This window comes from Helicobacter sp. 11S02629-2 (genome assembly GCF_002272875.1).
Lineage (GTDB): Bacteria > Campylobacterota > Campylobacteria > Campylobacterales > Helicobacteraceae > Helicobacter_I.
Genome location: NZ_MLAN01000007.1, coordinates 20,877 through 38,888, shown reverse-complemented (window position 1 = coordinate 38,888; position 18,012 = coordinate 20,877). Strand labels below are relative to the sequence as shown.

The 18,012-nt window shown below is 36.5% G+C and carries 15 protein-coding genes; 6 read left to right on the top strand and 9 right to left on the bottom strand.

Annotated elements, in window-relative coordinates:
• Positions 1–417 precede the first annotated feature (417 nt).
• Together ccsA and BKH40_RS05610 are read left to right on the top strand one after the other, a co-directional pair.
• Positions 418–3,597 carry a cytochrome c biogenesis protein CcsA gene (gene ccsA / locus BKH40_RS05615; RefSeq protein ID WP_095277692.1) on the top strand — a complete coding sequence of 1,060 codons (3,180 nt, stop codon included), beginning with the start codon at positions 418–420 and terminating at the stop codon, positions 3,595–3,597.
• A 315-nt stretch (positions 3,598–3,912) separates the two neighbouring features.
• Positions 3,913–4,806 carry an outer membrane beta-barrel protein gene (locus BKH40_RS05610; RefSeq protein ID WP_095277690.1) on the top strand — a complete coding sequence of 298 codons (894 nt, stop codon included), beginning with the start codon at positions 3,913–3,915 and terminating at the stop codon, positions 4,804–4,806.
• 41 nt (positions 4,807–4,847) lie between these two features.
• Here BKH40_RS05610 and BKH40_RS05605 read toward each other — a convergent pair whose 3' ends face one another.
• Positions 4,848–5,027: a hypothetical protein gene (locus BKH40_RS05605; protein WP_095277688.1), complete on the bottom strand. Its 180-nt coding sequence runs from the start codon at positions 5,025–5,027 to the stop codon at positions 4,848–4,850.
• 238 nt (positions 5,028–5,265) lie between these two features.
• On the opposite strand from BKH40_RS05605, the gene BKH40_RS05600 reads away from it, so the two are divergent.
• Genes BKH40_RS05600 through BKH40_RS05590 form a run of 3 tightly spaced genes read left to right on the top strand, consistent with a single transcriptional unit; the run spans position 5,266 to position 7,954 of the window.
• Positions 5,266–6,840, top strand: a complete 1,575-nt coding sequence (locus BKH40_RS05600) for a flavocytochrome c (RefSeq protein ID WP_095277686.1) — start codon at positions 5,266–5,268, stop codon at positions 6,838–6,840.
• Positions 6,840–7,322 (top strand): cytochrome c3 family protein, encoded by a 483-nt coding sequence (locus BKH40_RS05595; RefSeq protein ID WP_180675142.1) that lies wholly within the window; start codon positions 6,840–6,842, stop codon positions 7,320–7,322. The genes BKH40_RS05600 and BKH40_RS05595 overlap by 1 nt, the downstream gene beginning before the upstream one ends.
• 11 nt (positions 7,323–7,333) lie before the next feature.
• Positions 7,334–7,954, top strand: coding sequence for a NapC/NirT family cytochrome c (locus BKH40_RS05590; protein ID WP_095277682.1), 621 nt, complete (start codon positions 7,334–7,336; stop codon positions 7,952–7,954).
• Between the two features lie 184 nt (positions 7,955–8,138).
• Here the strand turns inward: BKH40_RS05590 and BKH40_RS05585 are convergent, their stop codons facing one another.
• From BKH40_RS05585 to rpsT, 8 genes are all read right to left on the bottom strand, one after another.
• Complete coding sequence (locus BKH40_RS05585; RefSeq protein WP_095277751.1) at positions 8,139–9,161, bottom strand: type II asparaginase; 1,023 nt, start codon at positions 9,159–9,161, stop codon at positions 8,139–8,141.
• A 144-nt stretch (positions 9,162–9,305) separates the two neighbouring features.
• On the bottom strand, positions 9,306–10,385 hold the full coding sequence (locus tag BKH40_RS05580; RefSeq protein ID WP_095277680.1) for a UDP-N-acetylglucosamine--N-acetylmuramyl-(pentapeptide) pyrophosphoryl-undecaprenol N-acetylglucosamine transferase: 1,080 nt from the start codon (positions 10,383–10,385) through the stop codon (positions 9,306–9,308).
• A complete protein-coding gene (gene tgt, locus BKH40_RS05575) occupies positions 10,373–11,491 on the bottom strand; it encodes a tRNA guanosine(34) transglycosylase Tgt (protein ID WP_095277678.1) in 1,119 nt (372 codons plus the stop codon). Before tgt ends, BKH40_RS05580 begins: the two co-directional genes overlap by 13 nt.
• 408 nt (positions 11,492–11,899) lie before the next feature.
• Positions 11,900–13,678: a hypothetical protein gene (locus BKH40_RS05565; RefSeq protein ID WP_095277675.1), complete on the bottom strand. Its 1,779-nt coding sequence runs from the start codon at positions 13,676–13,678 to the stop codon at positions 11,900–11,902.
• A gap of 475 nt (positions 13,679–14,153) precedes the next feature.
• Positions 14,154–14,891 (bottom strand): polyprenyl diphosphate synthase, encoded by a 738-nt coding sequence (uppS, locus tag BKH40_RS05560; RefSeq protein WP_095277674.1) that lies wholly within the window; start codon positions 14,889–14,891, stop codon positions 14,154–14,156.
• The gene (gene gatC / locus BKH40_RS05555) at positions 14,888–15,160 is read right to left on the bottom strand and encodes an Asp-tRNA(Asn)/Glu-tRNA(Gln) amidotransferase subunit GatC (protein ID WP_095277672.1); all 273 of its coding nucleotides are present in this window, start codon (positions 15,158–15,160) and stop codon (positions 14,888–14,890) included. Before gatC ends, uppS begins: the two co-directional genes overlap by 4 nt.
• 37 nt (positions 15,161–15,197) lie before the next feature.
• Positions 15,198–16,265 (bottom strand): peptide chain release factor 1, encoded by a 1,068-nt coding sequence (prfA, locus tag BKH40_RS05550; RefSeq protein WP_095277671.1) that lies wholly within the window; start codon positions 16,263–16,265, stop codon positions 15,198–15,200.
• 18 nt (positions 16,266–16,283) lie between these two features.
• A complete protein-coding gene (gene rpsT / locus BKH40_RS05545) occupies positions 16,284–16,556 on the bottom strand; it encodes a 30S ribosomal protein S20 (protein ID WP_095277669.1) in 273 nt (90 codons plus the stop codon).
• 93 nt (positions 16,557–16,649) lie between these two features.
• Between rpsT and glmM the strand changes: the two genes are divergently transcribed.
• Positions 16,650–17,984 (top strand): phosphoglucosamine mutase, encoded by a 1,335-nt coding sequence (gene glmM, locus BKH40_RS05540; RefSeq protein ID WP_095277667.1) that lies wholly within the window; start codon positions 16,650–16,652, stop codon positions 17,982–17,984.
• Positions 17,985–18,012 lie beyond the last annotated feature (28 nt).

The following is an 18,012-nucleotide window of genomic DNA, read 5'->3' as shown; positions in this document are numbered from 1 at the left end:
TTAATTACGAATTTGTACTTTCATTCTATAGCAGCTTTAGAAATGCAAAAGTAAAAGCTAGAAACAATGATGCTTAATTAGCCTACTTTGGAAAAAGTGTAACGTATATATGAACTAGGTTTGTATATACGACTTATTTAGCACTGTTTTAATTTATAAAAGCATGGCGATCATATATTTTTTAAATTCTTTAAAATTACAGAATCTAATTTTAATGACTAGGTCTAAAAAACTAGATTCTATCTCCTAGTGCTCCCTTCAAAAAAGACCAAAGCAAAAACTACCGTGCAAAAAAATGTTAACATCAAATTAACTGCTAAAATAAACAAATCAATATTGCATTACAAGTTACTAAAAACAACAAAAGAAATCTTTCTAAGTTGTTTTTATGGCAAAGATGCTTTATAAGGGAGATTGATGCAGAAGGCGTTTTTATATTTTTTTAGCATGGGCTTTGCTTTGATTTTGATGCTTATCTTTGCCTTTGCTAGTGGGGTAGCTACTATCATAGAAAGCATAGCTGGGAGTGAGGCAGCTTGGGCTATAGTCTATGGGACTAACTGGTTTGGCTTTGTGCAACTTTTAATAGTTATAAACCTAGCCTATAACATCTATAGATATAAACTTTATCAGTACAAAAAGTTACCAGCTTTTTTATTTCACATAAGTTTTATCTTTATCTTTTTAGGTGCCTTAATCACCAGATATGCAGGCTTTGAAGGCACTATGCACATTAGAGAAAATGCAAAAAGCAATGAAGTCTCTACTAGAGAAGTCTCTATACAGCTTACTAGTAAAGATAGTAGTGGTAAAGAGATAGAAAAAAGTCTAAGTAAGTATATAAATCCAAATGGCAGTGGTAATAGATTTACCCTTACCCTCCCACTTGATGATAAAAAAGCACAGCTTTCATACAAGGGACTTGTGAGTAATGGCGTATTAAGGTGGGTTGAAAGCAAGGATGGAAGGCCAGTAGTAGAGCTTTTATTCTCCGATGATAATAATAAAAGGCTAATAAGTCTAAAGGATGGAGAGATACTAGAAATTGGCGATATAGACCTTACTTTTAATACTAAGCCAAAGCAAAAAAAATACATAGAAGTCTCACTAAAAGATGGAAGATTTTATATCAAGACCAATCAAGACATAGACTATATAAACATGACTGATATCAATCAAGGAAAGGTAAAGCTAGAAAAAGACATAAATCTCCCACTAGATACTAAAGACCTCTACACTATAGATGGTGTTAACTTCGTTGCTAAGACCTTGCTAGCAAAAGGAATTAGGAAAGTCTTGCAAGTCCCATCAAGTGAGATAGGGACTAATGCTTTAAAGGCTACTTTAAGCTATAACGGTGAGACTAAAGAAGTCTTTACTTTTTTTGGTGATTTTCCAAGGACTTTTAAGGTAGGTGGTAAGGACTTCATGCTAGCTTGGGGGACAAAAACTATAACACTTCCTTTTAGCCTTTATCTAAAAGACTTTAAGATTGACAGATATCCGGGGTCAAACTCGCCATCAGGCTATAGCAGTGATGTGATAGTAAAAGATGGAGTTAAAGAGTTAGAACATAAAATCTTTATGAACAATGTACTAGATTATGATGGTTATCGCTTTTTTCAAAGCTCATATGACCCAGATGAAGGAGGCACTATACTTTCAGTAAACAAAGACCCGGGCAAGTGGCCTACTTACATTGGCTACTTTTTACTAACCTTAGGCATGCTTTTAAACCTCTTTAATCCAAACTCTCGCTTTTTAAAGCTTTCAAAGATGATAGATAAAAGTGCTAAAAGAGATAAGCTAGAAAAAAGCAGTGTTGTAAGTAAAGATGACGCTAGTAAAGCACAAACGATTAAGCTAGCAAAAACAGGCAAGATTCTAGCCTTGCTTTTAGTAGTAAGCCTAGCTAGTTTTTTTACCCCAAGCTTACAAGCTAGTACTCTACCAATCATAGATAAAACTCATGTCAAACATCTTGAAACCCTAGTCGTACAAGGCTATGATGGACGGATGGAGCCTTTTGATACTTTAGCAAGAGATGTGCTTCAAAAGGTGCATAGAAGTGATACTTATAAGGGGCAAAGTGCATCTTTAGTAATGCTATCAATTATGATAAATCCAGAATCTTGGAAAAGTGTGCCCTTCATCAAAGTAAGCGATAAGGAGCTAAAAAAGCTTTTAGGCATCAATCCAAAAGCAAACTATGCTAGTTTTGATAACTTTTATGGACTAGATCCTAATAAAGGAATCTATTATAAGCTTGGCAAGGTTGCAGAAGAGGTTAATAGAAAGCCACCGGGTAATAGAAGTAAGTTTGATAAAGATGTAATAAAAGTAGATGAGAGGTTTAATGTCTTTAATCTTGCCTTAATAGGCGAGCTTTTTAAAGTCTTACCAAAAGAAAATGACTTAAATAACAAGTGGATATCTCCTAATGAAGCTATGATGGATCTTAGTGGGAGTGAGGGCAAAAACGCTAGAGCTTTGGTTAATAACTACTTTGCAAGCGTTATAAACGCAGAAAAAAGCGGAGACTGGAGTAAGGCTAATAACGCACTAAGCGCACTAAAAAGCTATCAAGGCACTGTAGGGCACGCAGTTTTGCCGTCTTTAACTAAGCTAAATTATGAAGTGTTTTTTAACCAAGCTAAGGTTTTTGAAAGACTTATGCCTATTTATCTAATCGCAGGCTTTTTGCTTTTAATCTTTGTCTTTTTACGTATGATGAACCCAAAGTTAAATATGAATCTAGCCTTTAAAGTCATCTACACTATTAACATACTAGCCTTTGTTGTCCATACTTTAGGGCTGATACTTCGCTGGTATGTTTCAGAGCATGCCCCTTGGTCTAATGCTTATGAATCCTTAGTCTATATAGCATGGGCACTTTCACTTAGTGGGGTAGTCTTTTCAAGGACTTCAGCTATATCATTATCTTTAACTTCAATACTTGCAGGCATTACGCTTTTTGTAGCTAACCTTAGTCACATAGACCCGCAAATTACTCCTTTGCAACCAGTGCTTAACTCCTACTGGCTAACTATACACGTATCAGTTATCACTGCAAGTTATGGCTTTTTAGGACTTGGGTCACTACTAGGCTTTTTTACACTTATACTTTTTATCTTACAAAAGCCAAAGGCAAAAAGCGAGCTTAAAAATACTGAAGTTTCAAGAAATATTATAGAAGCTACTAGGATTAATGAGATGAGTTTAATCTTAGGGTTATGCCTTTTAACTGTAGGTAACTTTTTAGGAGGTATCTGGGCAAATGAGAGCTGGGGAAGGTACTGGGGCTGGGATAGTAAAGAGACTTGGTCGTTAGTTACTATCTTAGTTTATGCCTGTGTTATACATATGAGATTTATCCCAAGAGTTAACTCACAGTACTGGTTTGCTGTAGCTTCTATGTTTGCTTATGCTTGTGTTATCATGACTTACTTTGGTGTGAATTTTTATCTAACTGGTATGCATAGCTATGCAGCAGGTGAGAGTGTGCCAGTGCCAAGTGCTGTGTGGATAGCAGCTTTAGTAATGATAGTTTTAGCAGTGGCTGCTTACTTTAAAAGAGGCTATTCAACAAGGCTTTAAAAGAGTTTATAAAAGGAGTTACATACCTAAGAGGCTATCACCTTTTGGGATAACTTCTACTTTAGATTATAAAAAATCTATATTTTACTTTAATTACCATTTGTGTAGTTATGGTTTCTTTTTGTAAAAATATATTCTAGTAACTACTATTTTTAGCATTATGCTAAGTAGTTGGCATCATTGCTAGATGCTGTGTGATAGGGGCTTATCTTTTTATATATCAATAAATCTTTACTTTTTTATAATCTGTATTCCCCTTGTTTTCTACTACAATAAGACATAGAGTTATTAATAATCATATTGAAGGATGTTTTTATGAAGATGAGTAAGATTCCCTTAGTTTTACTAGGTGTAGGTGTGCTTTTAAGTGGGGCAGTTTATGCCAAAAGTGGAGTCTTTGTAGGACTTAATGCAGGCGTGCCTATAACTGCCACTAACTATAATCTTAAGCCAAATTACCAGCAGTTTAAAGACCAACTACCTACTTCTGGTATAGGCTACACTGTGGGTGCTGAGGTGGGTTATAAGCAAGATTTTAACTGGCAGTTTGGAATGAGAATCTATGCAAGCTATAACTTCTCTCAAAGCTATGGAAGTAAAAAAAGCTCTGAAAACGATCCGCTTTTACCTTTAGCAGAGAAGTTTGTCGCTAGCGATCCTACTTTATCAGCTTTTTCAACTACTGTCCCAATTGCACTAGATTCTAATTCAAGCGTGAAAACAGATACTAACTTAAATGCCACTTTAACTAATCACTTAGTAGCTGCTAATATGGACTTTACTTTTAAGGCTACTAAGCATATAGGCTTTTTCTTAGGTATGGGCGTAGGGGCTGACTTTTATAGTGGTTCTTATAAGTATGACGCCCACGCTGCTCCTAGTATCATCTTAACTGACTTTGGAAAAGCTGTCTTCCCTTCTACTTTAGTGGCAAACCCTAGGCTAAAAAGCTTAAGTAATCCAAGCGATCATAAAGGCTCTATAAATGGTGCCACCGCAGTGGGTCTAGCCGTGCCAGTAAACGTTGGTGTGAATTTAGACTTTGGCTCTTCTGCTTTTAGTATAGGTGCTAAGCTACCTCTTCTTGCTACAGCTATGAATATACAAGGGCCAAGTGATCAAACTGATGCAAGCAGTCCTTCTACTAGCTATGGAACCATAGATCTAAAAAACTATATCTTACAAGCAGGTTATAGCCATACCTTTTAGAGTATGATAGTTTTTATGTAGTGATTTAATGCTGCCACTAGTTATGTTGGAAGTGGAATCTTAAGTGTTAACATGGCAGTAAAAGCACATACTTGATAATAGACAAGATCGCCTCTTTTCTTATTAGAACAAGGTAACATCTCAAAGAGATACTCACCTCTTTGAGATGCTATCTCTACTTTGAGATTACAATAAAGCCACTTTTTACCCCTTTTTGCCATTTACTTACCACTCCTTTTAGCCTTCTTCTTTTTAGGTGATAACTATAATCATCGTATAAAACATAAGCATTATTTTTATTAAGTTTCAAACATTTACTTTTCTTCTTTTTAATTAATAAAAATTATTAATTATTAATATTCATTAACTTTCTGTTAGTTTTTATATATATTTTTGAAGTTTTCTTCTCTTTTACTACTATAATTCACTTACGTTCTAATTTAACTAAAGGAGAAGAAGATGGTTAAGAATGATAGACGCAGTGCACTAAAAACTCTTGCTTGCTGCTCAGCAGCGCTAATGCTACCAAGCATGGCTTTTGGCAAGATGTTTGAAAAAGACGTACCGAGGTGGGATGAGAGCTTTGATGCTATCGTCGTAGGCACAGGCTATGCTGGAAGTGCAGCTATGCTTTCGCTATTTAGAAATGGCGTTAAAGGTGCCATTATGATAGATAAGATGCCTTATCTAGGAGGTAACTCAGCTTATAGTGGGGGTTCGCTTGCAGCTTCTGAAACTCCAGATCAAGCAAGGGAAGGCATAAAAGATTCCCATGCCCTCCATTATCAAGACACTATGAAAAGTGGACATAACCTTAATGACCCAGCCCTTGTTAAGCTAATGGTTGATCAAAGTCCAGTCATACTTCAGTGGCTTAAAGATAATGGTGTTAAGTTTATTAACGTCGGAAGAAGTGGAGGGCACTCAGTTAGACGTTCTCACGCAACTGGTGTTGGAAGCTATATAACTAGACCTTTGCAAAAAAAGATTCTAGATGAAGGCGGCAAGATTAGAAATAGAGTCATTATGGATGAGATAATCTATAACGCCAAAGGTGAGGTTGTTGGCATTAAAGTTAGAGAAAAATATCAGTTTAACTTTGAGCGTGGCTTTGATGAAAATGAAAATAAAAGCGGGCAAGTTAAGTACTACAGGGCATATGGCGGCATCATAGTTGCCACTGGTGGTTGGGCTGCTGATCTAAAGTTTAGACAAAAGATGGATCCAAAACTTCGTCCAGATGTTTTAACTACTAACCACCTTGGGGCTACTGCCTACACTATAGAAAAGCTTATGAGTGATGGTGTAAAAGTAGTAGATATGCAATACATTCAAAGTATGCACGTTACTAGTCAAGATGAAGGTAGCTTTGGCTATGGCTATAGGTGGATAACTAAGGCCTATGTTTATGGGATGATGGTTAATCCAAAAACTGGCCTTAGATTTATGAACGAGATAGCTGATAGAAAGGTAGGCTCAGATGCTATATTAAAGATGAATGAAGGCGGCAAGAATCCCCCAGTCCTCATCATGGATATAGATGGAACTAAGACAGTTGATTTAGCCCAGCTTCAAAGAGGCATGATGGTTGATGCTGTAAAGCAGTTTGAAACTATGGATGAGTTAATTGACTACTACCATATCAACAAAAAGCCATTTTTAGAGCAGCTTAAAAGATATAACGGCTTTGTAGATGCAGCCGCTAAGGATCCAAACTACAGAGACCCTGAGTTTGGTAGAAACTTCTCTGATTATAAAGGCAAGTTTATCAAGGTAGAAAAACCGCCATTTTTTGCAGCACGTCCGGGGCCAAAAGTGCACCACTGCATGGGTGGGGTAAAAACTACGATTGATTGTGAAGTCTATAATGATAAGTTACAAATCATTCCGGGATTTTATGCTGCTGGAGAGGTAACTGGCGGAAGGCATGGCTATAACAGGCTTGGGTCAAACGCCGTGCTTGATTGCTGTTTGTTTGGGCAAAGAGCTGGGGCTGCACTGGCAAGAAGATATGACAAGTTAAGGAGTATATGATGAAAAAACTACTTTTACTAACACTACTTGCTTGCGGTTTTATGCTTGGGGCTAATGCTAATCCTCACGCTAATACCACTACTAACGCTAACGCTAATGCTAATCCTCACGCTAGTTCTAAGATAATGGACGCTTTGCGTGATTCTAAAGGTGAAGTCGTAACTGACTTTAGTCAAAATGCTTTTAGCATCAAAGGAATCCACAAAAAGCTTGATCTTAAGTGTAGTGACTGTCACTTAGAAAAAGATCCAAAAGACTACTCAAGTGCTATGAATAAGAGCTGCTTAAAGTGTCATGGTACTTATGAACAGTTACGTGAGTATACTGGTGGACTAGGACATGACCTTAACATCCACGCTGGCCCTCACTATGAAGCACTTGATTGTGATAACTGTCATAAATCTCACAGCGATGAAAAACCTATAAACATGTGTTCAAGGTGTCACAACCAAGAATCTATGAAAAAACTAATGCCAAAGTGAAGGATTAAACTATGAAGACTACAAAAAGAAAAATTGTATATACAGTTATAATAACAGTAATAGTGGTTTTAATCGTGATTTGGGGTGGTTTTAAAGCTGTGCATCTAACTGGAAGCCATCCATTTTGTGGAAGCTGCCATGCTTGGGATGGAAAGATAGCAGAGACTAACTTAGCTGATACGGTTCATGGAGCTAGCAATCCAAAAGGTGTGGTTGTAGACTGCGTTGACTGCCACTTATCTCATAGCAGCATAGCATCTTATCTTTTCACTAAGGCTAAAAGTGGTGCAACTGATGCCTTTGTCGCACTAACTGGCAATCCAGATAAAAAAGACTGGCTAGCTAATAGAGAGCATGCAAGGGAGCACTATACTTTTGATAGTGCATGTATTAAGTGCCATGAAAATGCATTTACTGGTATAAGTGATCATAAAACCTCTCCAGTATCTCCTATGCACACTAAGTATCTTGAGTTTAAAGGGACTAGTGAGGCTATGAAGTGTACAGATTGCCACTTACATGTAGGACATAAAAATCTTGGTAAGACTTTATATGATGCCAAAGATAAAAAACCTAAAACTTGGGCAGAGTGGGATAAACAAAGAGAAGAGATGCTAAAGGCTAAAAAGTAGACTTATCTCCTAATGTAGCCTAGCAAATGCTTTTAGATTCTATAGATTTATAGAATCTAAAATTAGATTTAATGTAGCTAAGTGGAAGCCTTGCTTCCAGCTTTTGCTTTTAAGTCTTGCTTTTAATGTGGCAATGATATATTTAACATTAGCCACAGCAAGACTTGCATCTTAAAAAGATAAATCAGTACTCGTTAAAGTACTCTTTTATCTTTTCTTTATCACTAGTTTTAGTTAGGGCTACTTGAAGTAAAACTCTAGCTTTTTGCACATTTAGATTATCACTAGTTAAAAAGCCATACTTATCATCATTTACTTCTTCATTACGCACGACATATCCACTACCAGTCCTACTTCCTCTAACTACTATAACTCCTTTTTTGACCGCTTCTGCCATAGCTTTTAGTACGCTTGGGTAAGCATTCCCATCGCCCATGCCAGCTAGGACTATGGCCTTAGAGCCATTTTTCACGGCAGTTTCTAGTAAGTCGCTTGTGTCATTAGGATGGGCGTAGATGATATCTACACGTGGGAGTGTTTTTATATCTTCTATGTTAAAGTCACTTTCATAGGTGTGCTTTCTAAGTGATTGCATATAGTAGTTAACTTTGCCATAGTACACAGTGCCAAGTTTCCCAGCATTAGGCGAGGCAAAGGTGTTAAGTGAGGTAGTATCAGTTTTGGTTGCTTCTCTAGCAGCGTGGATCTCATCATTCATCACTACTAATACACCTTTTTTATAGCTTTGTTTATTAGCAGCAACACTTACTGCATTGTAAAGATTAAGCGCACCATCACTACTCATAGAGCTAGCATTTCTCATAGCACCAACTAAAACTATAGGCTTTTTAGTATGCACCACTAAGTCTAAAAAGTAAGCAGTTTCTTCCATGGTATCAGTGCCATGAGTTATAACTATGCCATCTACATCTTTTTGCTTTAAGAGGGTATCTACTTCTTTAGCAAGCTTAAGCCATATGGCATCATTCATATCTTGTGAGCCTATGTTTGAGACTTGCTTGCCTTTGATATTAGCTATATCTTTTATCTCAGGGACTGCGGCTATAAGTCTGTCTACTCCTACAACTCCAGCGGCGTAAGAAGAGTTAGTAGAACTCTCACTACTTCCAGCTATGGTGCCACCAGTGGCTAGTATGACTATATTAGGCTTGGCTAGTAGTAAGCCAGAAGTTAAGGCTAGTGCCATAAGTATCCTTTTAAGCAATGTAAATCCTTTAAAGTAAAATGTGTATATATTTTACAAAAAAGAATCACTAGCTACATGATAGACATTACTTTTCATATTTTTAGATTCTAGAGATTTATAGAATCATTACCATTGATAATTGTTTTAAGCTTTTTTATACTCTAACATCTTCTCTATTATCTCTTTTGTGCCATCTTTATGTATAAGTGTTTGAAGCTTGCTTGAAGCCTCTTTTAAGGGGAAAGCTAAAATCTCATCTAAGAGTGCCTTAGGACTTTTTTCCTCTAAGTCATCTTGAGTATAAAGCAAGCACAAGCTTTTAGATTCTAAAAACTTAGCGTTAAAAAACTGATGATTTTTAGCAGCAAAAGGGTAGGGCACAAAAAGGGCAGGGAGGCCAGTTGCACTTAACTCCCAAAGTGTGCTTGCCCCACTTCTGCTTATAGCAAAGTCTGTGCTTGCCATAAGCTTTGGCATGTCATTACTAAAGTCAAAAACACTAGCTTTTATGTCTAAGTCTAAGTAGGCTTGTTTTACGCGCTCACAGTCAAGCTTTCCTGTTTGATGTACTATCTTTATGCCTTTAGAATCTAGTAAAGGAGCTAGTTTTAAAGCTAGGTCATTTATAGCCTTAGCGCCTTGAGAGCCCCCAGCAAAGAGGATGGAATCTATACTTTCTCTAGTGCGTGCCTTATCAAAAAACGCGCCTTTAACTGGATAGCTAGTTTGAAGTACTTCTTTATCTGCTACTTTTAAAGGAAAGCTTGAAAATATCGCTAGTGCCTTCTTTGCCAAGACGCTATTAGCCTGCCCAAGGATAGAGTTTTGTTCGTGTAAAAAAAGTGGGCACTTATACATAAAAGCACCAAAACTTGCAGGAGCACTGCTAAAGCCACCAACACTTATAACGTGGCTTACTTTTTCTTGCTTTAAGATCTTCCTAGCTTGTAGGCTTGCTTTTAGGATAAAAAGTAAATTGATAAGCTTTTTGATTATATTTCTACCAACTACAGGCTTGGAATCTAAAAAGTAAGTCTGGCTAAAAAGGGCATTATCTAAGCTATCTTTTCCAAACCACGCCTTATCTTGACCCATAGTTGAGCCTATATATATGCACTTTATATTAAGATCTTTGCAAGCACTAGCAAGGGCTTTAACTATGCTTAGATGCCCGCCTGTGCCACCTCCTGCTATGCAGATATTTACATTATCTAGTTTTCCCATGAAGCTAACTTCTCCTTTTTAAACTCTAAGAATCTAGATTCCATTATAGCCTTCCTAGCCTCTTTAACTAGGTTTAGATAAAAGTGGAGATTATGTATACTTGCAAGGCGGTGATAGGTTATCTCGTGGGCTTTAAAAAGGTGGTGAAGATAGCCTCTTGTGTAGTTTAAGCAAGTATGGCAGTTGCAGTTTTCATCAAGTGGTAGATGGCTTTTTGCATGCATGGCATTTTTGATATTTATCTTGCCTTTACTTGTGAAAATGCTTGCATTTCTTGCATTTCTTGTAGGCATAACACAATCAAACATATCCACACCTCTCTCTATCCCTTCTAATATATCTCTAGGAGTTCCAACTCCCATTAAGTATCTAGCTTTATCTTTTGGTAAAAACTCACAGCTAAAATCTATCGTAGTCACCATAGCTTCAAAGCCTTCACCTACTGCAAGCCCACCTATGGCGTAGCCATCAAAGTCTAGCTCTACTAACTCACTAGCACTTTGTTTTCTTAAGGCGTAGTCTGTGCCTCCTTGCATGATTCCAAAGATATTATTAGTTTTAGCAAGACCACGCATCTTTTGAAGCTTATGATACTCTATACTTTCTTTTGCCCATCTTGTAGTTCTTTTTAGAGAATCTAAGATCTTATCTTTACTGGCAGGAAGTCCTATAAGATGATCTAAAACCATCATGATGTCTGAGTTTAAAGCGTACTGTATATCAAGTACCTTACTTGGCGTGAACTTATGAGTGCTGCCATCTATATGGCTTTTAAACATAACACCTTCTTCTAGTATCTTAACATTACCCCCTAGGCTAAAGGCTTGAAAGCCCCCACTATCACTTAGATAGTTACCTTTAAAGTTTGCAAACTTATGCACGCCTCCAAAGTCTTTAAGTATGCTAACTCCGGGTCGTAAGTACATATGATAGGTGTTAGCAAGGATTAGGTTGCAGTTAAGATTTTCTACATCTTTGCTATCAAGGGCTTTTATGACGCCTTGTGTGCCTACTGGCATAAAGATTGGCGTTTCTACGTCACCATGACTTAAGTGAAGAACTCCAGCACGGGCTTTATTATCTTGATGTTTTAGTTCAAAAAGCATTTAGTTACTCTTTAGTGTTTGGTTTTAAAAAATAGATTCTAGTAGAAGTATTGCAATCTTGATGCGAGATGAGGAATATTATGTTTTAATAAAATGAAAATATGGGCTATATTAGCTATTTGCAAAATAGGATTTATAAAGTCTTAAACTCCACCTTGCAACAACTAAAAAAACAATTAGGGGAGTTTTATAAGGTATTTATGAAAAAGACTTTTTATATTTTAGTAGCTAGTCGTATGCAAAAGATAGCAACGCTAAACTTTAAAAGTATCTTTTTGTTGTTGCAAGGTAGATACACAACGAAAAATGCTAACTTAGACCTAGTTAAAACACCTCTTAAGTTTAAGGCTTAAGAAGTGCTAGCTTTTTAGATTCTAAAACTTGAGAGCTAATTTTTATTTTTATGTCTTATTTGCCGCCAAAGTAGTAAGCGTAGTTTAGAGTTATCTCATTACTACTAAAGTTGTTTTGACTAGCAAATCCAAAGTAGTGTTGATACTCTAAAGACACAGACTGTCTTGTGCCTATAAATGCTATAACGCCTAGTTTTGCAGTAGGAAGTATAGTTGTGGCTGTAGAAGACTTTGGTTGGCTTGCTTCTTTTTTGGTATTATTAGCTGCTAGGGCTAGTTTTTGTGCCTCATCTTTTGCTTTTTTAGCTTCTTCTAGATTGTTTTGGGCTGATGCTGCTAGGGCTGTTTGTGCGGCTGCTATACCTTGTAAAGTAGCCTTTAAAGTAGTAGCTGCTGCATTTATTTTATCAAGATCACTTTTGGCAGCAGTAGCTTTAGTTGATAGATCTTGTGCACTCTTCTCAGCTGCAGTCACTTTAGCTAAAGCTTGTGTTACTAGGGCGTTATTTGTATCTATTACTCCTAGTAGCTCTGCTTTTGGATTTTCGATCTTAGCATCAGTTGATTTAACTACCATTTTTATAGGGACTACTAAATCTTGTAGATTTTGTATTACACTATTATAGTATCCAAGATCTTTTAAAGCAGTATCTGCTGCACCTTGAAGCTCAGTTAGCTTACTTGCTTCAGCTTTAATAACTGCATTATAAGTGTCTATAGCACTTTGTGCTGAGGTTTGTAGCGATTTTATATCACTTATTTTAGAAGTATCAAATGAATTGCTAGTTCCTCTTGTGGCATTTACCCCATCAACTATTCTTTGTGCTTCATCATTAAGGCTTGTAGAGGTACTTTTTAGGCCATCAAGCACACTTTGATCTAATTTTGCAAAGAAAGTCACAGGGGTTTTACCGCCATTTTGATTGGCTATATTTTCCTTACTAAGGGCTAGTGCTTGATCTGTTGTAAGAGGCTTGCCCTTTTCATCTAGCACTTCTCCTATATAAACACTTTTTATATTTTTGCTTGGATTAGGAGTTATGATTAGATCTTTTATTAGGTCTGCAGGTTTAGTGCTTTTAAAAGCGTCTATATTTGTTTGTAAGCCTGTTTGATCAGTTAGCAAAGATACTCTTCCATTTGCATAATTAGCCTTTGTAGTTTGATTATTTGCCTCAGTAGTTGCTGCATCAAAGGCTTTAGTAGCACTTTGAAGTTGTGCTGCAGTTAGAGCTGCTAAACTAGTATTATTACTAACACTACCACTTCCACTATTTACATTATCATTAGTCCTTATAGCAGCACCAACACCAGCTATATAACCTATCTTGATATATCCAGTATTACCCACATTAAAGGCTTGTATGAAGTCTAAGTTTAAAGAGTACTGAGGCACAAAACTTCTACTTACATTAGCCCCTATACCTAGTGTTGCTTGAAGGCCTATAGTGCTACTATCTAAAGTCTTAAATACAGCACCACCAAGTTTTAACCTAGCATCAAACCCAGCCTTAGGAGTATTTAGTGTAACTCCATTTGCATTTTTTTCTGCTCTTATATCAGTGCCTATACCAACACCTACTAGAGCTTTTAGCCCACTTATATCATTAGCCCCACTAGGAGTTAAAGAAAACTTAGAAACTTTAGCTTTTTTTGCTTTAGTATCTTTTTTTGCATCATCATTGCTTATATTAGTACTAGTGCTACCATCACTATCACTTTGTATCTTTGAAACAGAGCTTGTATCAGTACTTACTCCATCTTCTGCCATAGCTATACTTCCTAAGCTTAATATTAAACTAGTGGCTAAGACTATTTTTGTAACTTTTAGCATACCTCATCCTTTTAAAATGTAAAAAATTATGTTTTGGTGTACTTAGAGCGGTTATTAGTCTCTCTAAGTAGTGACGAGGGTAAGTCTAATTGTTTTTTTTTTTTTGTATTAAAGTTTCCTTAAAGTGATAAATTTCATATAAATCCTTGATATCAGTCAATATTTACTCTCTTAGAAGTAATATCTATATAAGCACTAATACATAAAAGTAAAATATAAGTTAACTAAAAGTAGATAAAAAAGCTATATTTTGCTAGTTAAGTTAAGTAGAAATTTTCTTAAGTTGTTAGAGTGGATTTGTATTAAAAAGTAGATTTATTTAGAGTTGCTAGGCATTGTTAGCATTGCTTTGCTTGCTGCATTTGTAATATATAAGGTGGATATTATGAAAAATACTAGCTTAAGACCCATAAAGCTTAAGGCTAAGTGCTTATAAACTAGCTTAAGTAATGACTTTAGATAAGGCTAGGCTAGATTATAGACCGCCAAAACGCCTTTGTCTTTCATCAAAAGAATCTAGTATCCTTCCAAGCTCTTCTACACTAAGCTCAGGCCAAAACGTATCAGTAAAAAAAAGCTCAGCATAGCTTAGCTGCCAAAGCAAAAAGTTTGAAAGCCTTTTTTCCCCACCAGTTCTAAGCAGTAAGTCAACTGGGGGCATGTTAGCAGTGTCAAGATTTTTATCGATTAGTTCTTGAAGTAAGTCTTTAGTAAGTATGGAATCTAAGGTGCTTAAAGCTTGCTCTTTTGGTAAAGGCTTAATCTTTTTTATGATGCTTTGAAAGCTTAAAAGAGCAGCGCGTGATATCTCATCTTGTGAGCCGTAGTTTAAGGCTAGAATCTGAGTTAGATTTGAAAAGTCTTTAGTTTTTTCTTTTAAGTAGGAGATTCTTTCTTGTAGTTTTGTGTTTAGGTAAGAGATATCGCCTATGGTGCTAAAGCGGATATTATTTTTTATGTAGCTTTCTTCCTCATCATTTAGGTACTTTTCTAAAAGGTGCATCAAAAAGTCAACTTCTATCTTTGGGCGCTTCCAGTTTTCAGTAGAAAAGGCATATAAAGTTAGATGAGTTATCTTTCTTTTAGCACAAAACTCAGTTATCTCTCTTACTTTTAAAGCCCCTGCTTTGTGCCCTTCTTTTCTCTTTTTTCCGTTTGCATTAGCCCACCTGCCATTCCCATCCATAATAATGGCTAAATGTCTTAAACTCATTCAATGATTTTAGGAACTATAAAAAAGCCATTTTCTACAAAAGGTGAAAGCTTGCTAACGTCTATGTTTGCATCTATGACTTCATCTTCTCTTAGAGGGGTAAAGTGTTTAAGCTCGCAGTCTATCTCTTTTACATCTATCTCTTTTAAGTTATCCATAAATGAAAGCACTTCACTTAAGTCTTGTTTGAAGGCTTCTTTTTTATCATCTTCTAGCTTTATCATGCTTAGACTTTCAAGCTTACTTAGTGTTTTGTCATCTATTACCATAATGTCTCCTTTTTAAGAGTTATCTGCCACTTTAAGTTTAAGAGTTATCATTACCCAAAGCTAGACTTTGTGAATGGGCGATTAGCGGGTCTATAACTTGGTCTAAAAGTCCCCCCATCATAATCTCTTCTAGGCTATAAAGTGTAAGACCTATCCTATGATCACTTAAGCGGTTTTGCGGGTAGTTATAAGTGCGTATACGCTCGCTTCTATCTCCACTTCCAACTTGATTTTTGCGATTAGCTGAGTTTTTGGCATTTTGCTCTTCAAGTTTCGCTTCATAGATTCTAGCTTGTAATATCTTTAATGCCTTATCTTTATTTTTATGTTGAGACTTTTCATCTTGCATGGATACAGATATGCCAGTTGGGATGTGAGTAACCCTAACTGCAGAATCTGTAGTGTTAACACTTTGCCCTCCATGCCCTCCACTTCTAAACACATCTATCTTTAAATCGCTTGGATTTATATTAACTTCCACACTATCAACCTCTGGCATGATGGCTACAGTGATGGCTGAAGTATGAATCCTGCCTTGAGATTCCGTCTTTGGTATACGCTGAACTCTGTGAGTGCCACCTTCATACTTTAGCTTAGAGTATGCCCCTGCACCTTTTATAAGTGCTATTATCTCTTTATAGCCACCTACTGAGTTTTCACTACTACTAATTATCTCAACCTTCCACTTCTTGCTTTCAGCATATCTTACATAAGCATCAAATAAGTCACCGACAAAGATTCCAGCCTCATCCCCTCCAGTACCAGCCCTTATCTCTAAATATATGTTTTTAGAATCATTTGGATCTTTTGGTATTAAAAGCAGTCTTATATCTTTTTCTAAAGTCTCTTTTTGTGCTTCTAAGTCCTTTATCTCTTCTTTAGCAAGCTCAGCTAGAGAGGAGTCTTCTAAGAGGGATTTTGAAGATTCTAAGTCTTCTAAGACTTTTAGATAAGAAGTTGCTTTTGTGGCTATGTCTTCTAGTTCGCTTTTTTCTTTGCTTAGTGCAGTTAGACGTTCTATGTCGTTTAAAACTGTAGGATCGCTAAGGAGGTTTTCAACTTCCTTGCTTCTAGCAATGATTGGCTTTAGCTTCTCTATAAACATGTAGTAGTTGGGGGTGTTTTAGCTGGCTTGGGCTATTTTTTTGATAGCAGCGTTTAGGCGAGATACTTTTCTAGAAACTGTGTTTTTCTTTACAACGCCTTTGCTTACAAACTTGTGAAGCTCTTTGTTTGCTATCTTAAAAGCGTCATTTGCCTTAGTTAGGTCGCCACTTGCTATAGCTTCTCTAGTATTTCTAAGGATGTTTTTGATACGAGTTCTGTAGTATCTGTTTCTAATAGTGCGTTTTTCTGTTTGTCTGATTCTCTTTTTTGCAGATTCATGATTAGCCATTACTGAGTCCTTGTGATTTCAAAGTTTAAAAGCCTTGATTGTAGCACAATATGATAGAATTTTAAAAACTTAAAACAACTTAAGGCAGTTAAGATGAAGATTTTTGGTACAGATGGAGTTAGAGGTAAGGCAGGGAGGGATATAAATGCCCTAAGTGTTTTAAAACTAGGCATGGCAGCAGGCGTTTACTTCCAACAAACTTCAAAATCTACCAATAAGCTTATAGTCGGTAAAGATACTAGAAAAAGTGGTTATATGATAGAAAATGCCCTAGTTAGTGGTCTTACAGCAGTTGGCTTTGATGTCATACAAACTGGTCCTATACCAACTCCAGCTATATCTTTTTTAACTCAGGATTTGCGTTGTGATGCGGGCATTATGATAAGTGCAAGTCATAATCCTTTTGAAGATAATGGCATAAAGTTTTTTAACTCTAATGGCTTTAAGCTTGATGAAGACAAAGAAGCAAAGATAGAAGAGATCTATCACAGTGAGCTTTTAAAGTACTCTAAAACTGACAAGGAGATAGGCTACTCAAAACGCATCGATGATGTAGTAGGGCGCTATGTAGTTCATATCAAAAACTCCTTTCCCAAACACCTAACTTTGCAAGGTCTTCGCATAGTAGTAGACTGTGCTAATGGGGCAGCTTATAAGGTAGCACCTTTGGTTTTTAGCGAGTTAGGGGCTGATGTAGTTGTGATAAATGATCATCCAAATGGCTATAACATTAATGAATCTTGTGGTGCCATGCACCCTTATGAGCTAAGTCAAAAAGTAAGGTATCTTAGGGCTGATATAGGCTTTGGACTAGATGGAGATGCTGATAGATTAGTAGTGGTTGATGACTTAGGCAATATAGTCCATGGAGATAAGTTAATAGGAGCACTAGGGGCTTACTTAAAGTCAAAAAGTTTACTTAGAAATGACGCCATAGTAGCAACTATAATGAGCAATCTTGCCTTAAAAGACTTCTTAAAAACTCACAACATAGACGTAGTTTCTTCTAATGTTGGAGATAAGTATGTGCTTCAAGCTATGAAAGAAGATGGCTTAAACTTTGGTGGTGAGCAAAGTGGACATGTGATATTTAGCGACTTTTCTCAGAGTGGAGATGGACTAATATGTGCCTTGCAAGTTATGGCAATGGTTTTAGATAGCAAGAAAAAAGCACATGTTGTGCTAAATCCTTTCTCCTTATATCCGCAGATTCTAAAAAATATACCAGTTAGTAAAAAAGTCCCACTTGAAAAGATAGAAGGCTTAAGTAAAAAACTTAGCGAAATAGAATCTAAAGACATAAGACATCTTATCCGCTACTCAGGCACAGAATCTAAACTTAGAATCTTGCTTGAAGGCAAAGATGATGCACTTTTACACTCTTATATGGAAGACTTAGAAGACTTTTTTGCAAAGACTTTGTCTTAAGGTAGATTCTTAGTTCTATCACTTTAAT

Excerpts from the sequence above, each read along its gene's own strand:
- BKH40_RS05580 (WP_095277680.1), bottom strand. The coding sequence starts at position 10,385 with ATGGGAAAACTAGATAATGTAAATATCTGCATAGCAGGAGGTGGCACA.
- BKH40_RS05610 (WP_095277690.1), top strand. The coding sequence starts at position 3,913 with ATGAAGATGAGTAAGATTCCCTTAGTTTTACTAGGTGTAGGTGTGCTT.
- ccsA (WP_095277692.1), top strand. The coding sequence starts at position 418 with ATGCAGAAGGCGTTTTTATATTTTTTTAGCATGGGCTTTGCTTTGATT.
- BKH40_RS05590 (WP_095277682.1), top strand. The coding sequence starts at position 7,334 with ATGAAGACTACAAAAAGAAAAATTGTATATACAGTTATAATAACAGTA.
- BKH40_RS05600 (WP_095277686.1), top strand. The coding sequence starts at position 5,266 with ATGGTTAAGAATGATAGACGCAGTGCACTAAAAACTCTTGCTTGCTGC.
- BKH40_RS05605 (WP_095277688.1), bottom strand. The coding sequence starts at position 5,027 with ATGGCAAAAAGGGGTAAAAAGTGGCTTTATTGTAATCTCAAAGTAGAG.
- rpsT (WP_095277669.1), bottom strand. The coding sequence starts at position 16,556 with ATGGCTAATCATGAATCTGCAAAAAAGAGAATCAGACAAACAGAAAAA.
- prfA (WP_095277671.1), bottom strand. The coding sequence starts at position 16,265 with ATGTTTATAGAGAAGCTAAAGCCAATCATTGCTAGAAGCAAGGAAGTT.
- gatC (WP_095277672.1), bottom strand. The coding sequence starts at position 15,160 with ATGGTAATAGATGACAAAACACTAAGTAAGCTTGAAAGTCTAAGCATG.
- BKH40_RS05565 (WP_095277675.1), bottom strand. The coding sequence starts at position 13,678 with ATGCTAAAAGTTACAAAAATAGTCTTAGCCACTAGTTTAATATTAAGC.
- glmM (WP_095277667.1), top strand. The coding sequence starts at position 16,650 with ATGAAGATTTTTGGTACAGATGGAGTTAGAGGTAAGGCAGGGAGGGAT.
- tgt (WP_095277678.1), bottom strand. The coding sequence starts at position 11,491 with ATGCTTTTTGAACTAAAACATCAAGATAATAAAGCCCGTGCTGGAGTT.
- uppS (WP_095277674.1), bottom strand. The coding sequence starts at position 14,891 with ATGAGTTTAAGACATTTAGCCATTATTATGGATGGGAATGGCAGGTGG.
- BKH40_RS05595 (WP_180675142.1), top strand. The coding sequence starts at position 6,840 with ATGAAAAAACTACTTTTACTAACACTACTTGCTTGCGGTTTTATGCTT.
- BKH40_RS05585 (WP_095277751.1), bottom strand. The coding sequence starts at position 9,161 with ATGGCACTAGCCTTAACTTCTGGCTTACTACTAGCCAAGCCTAATATA.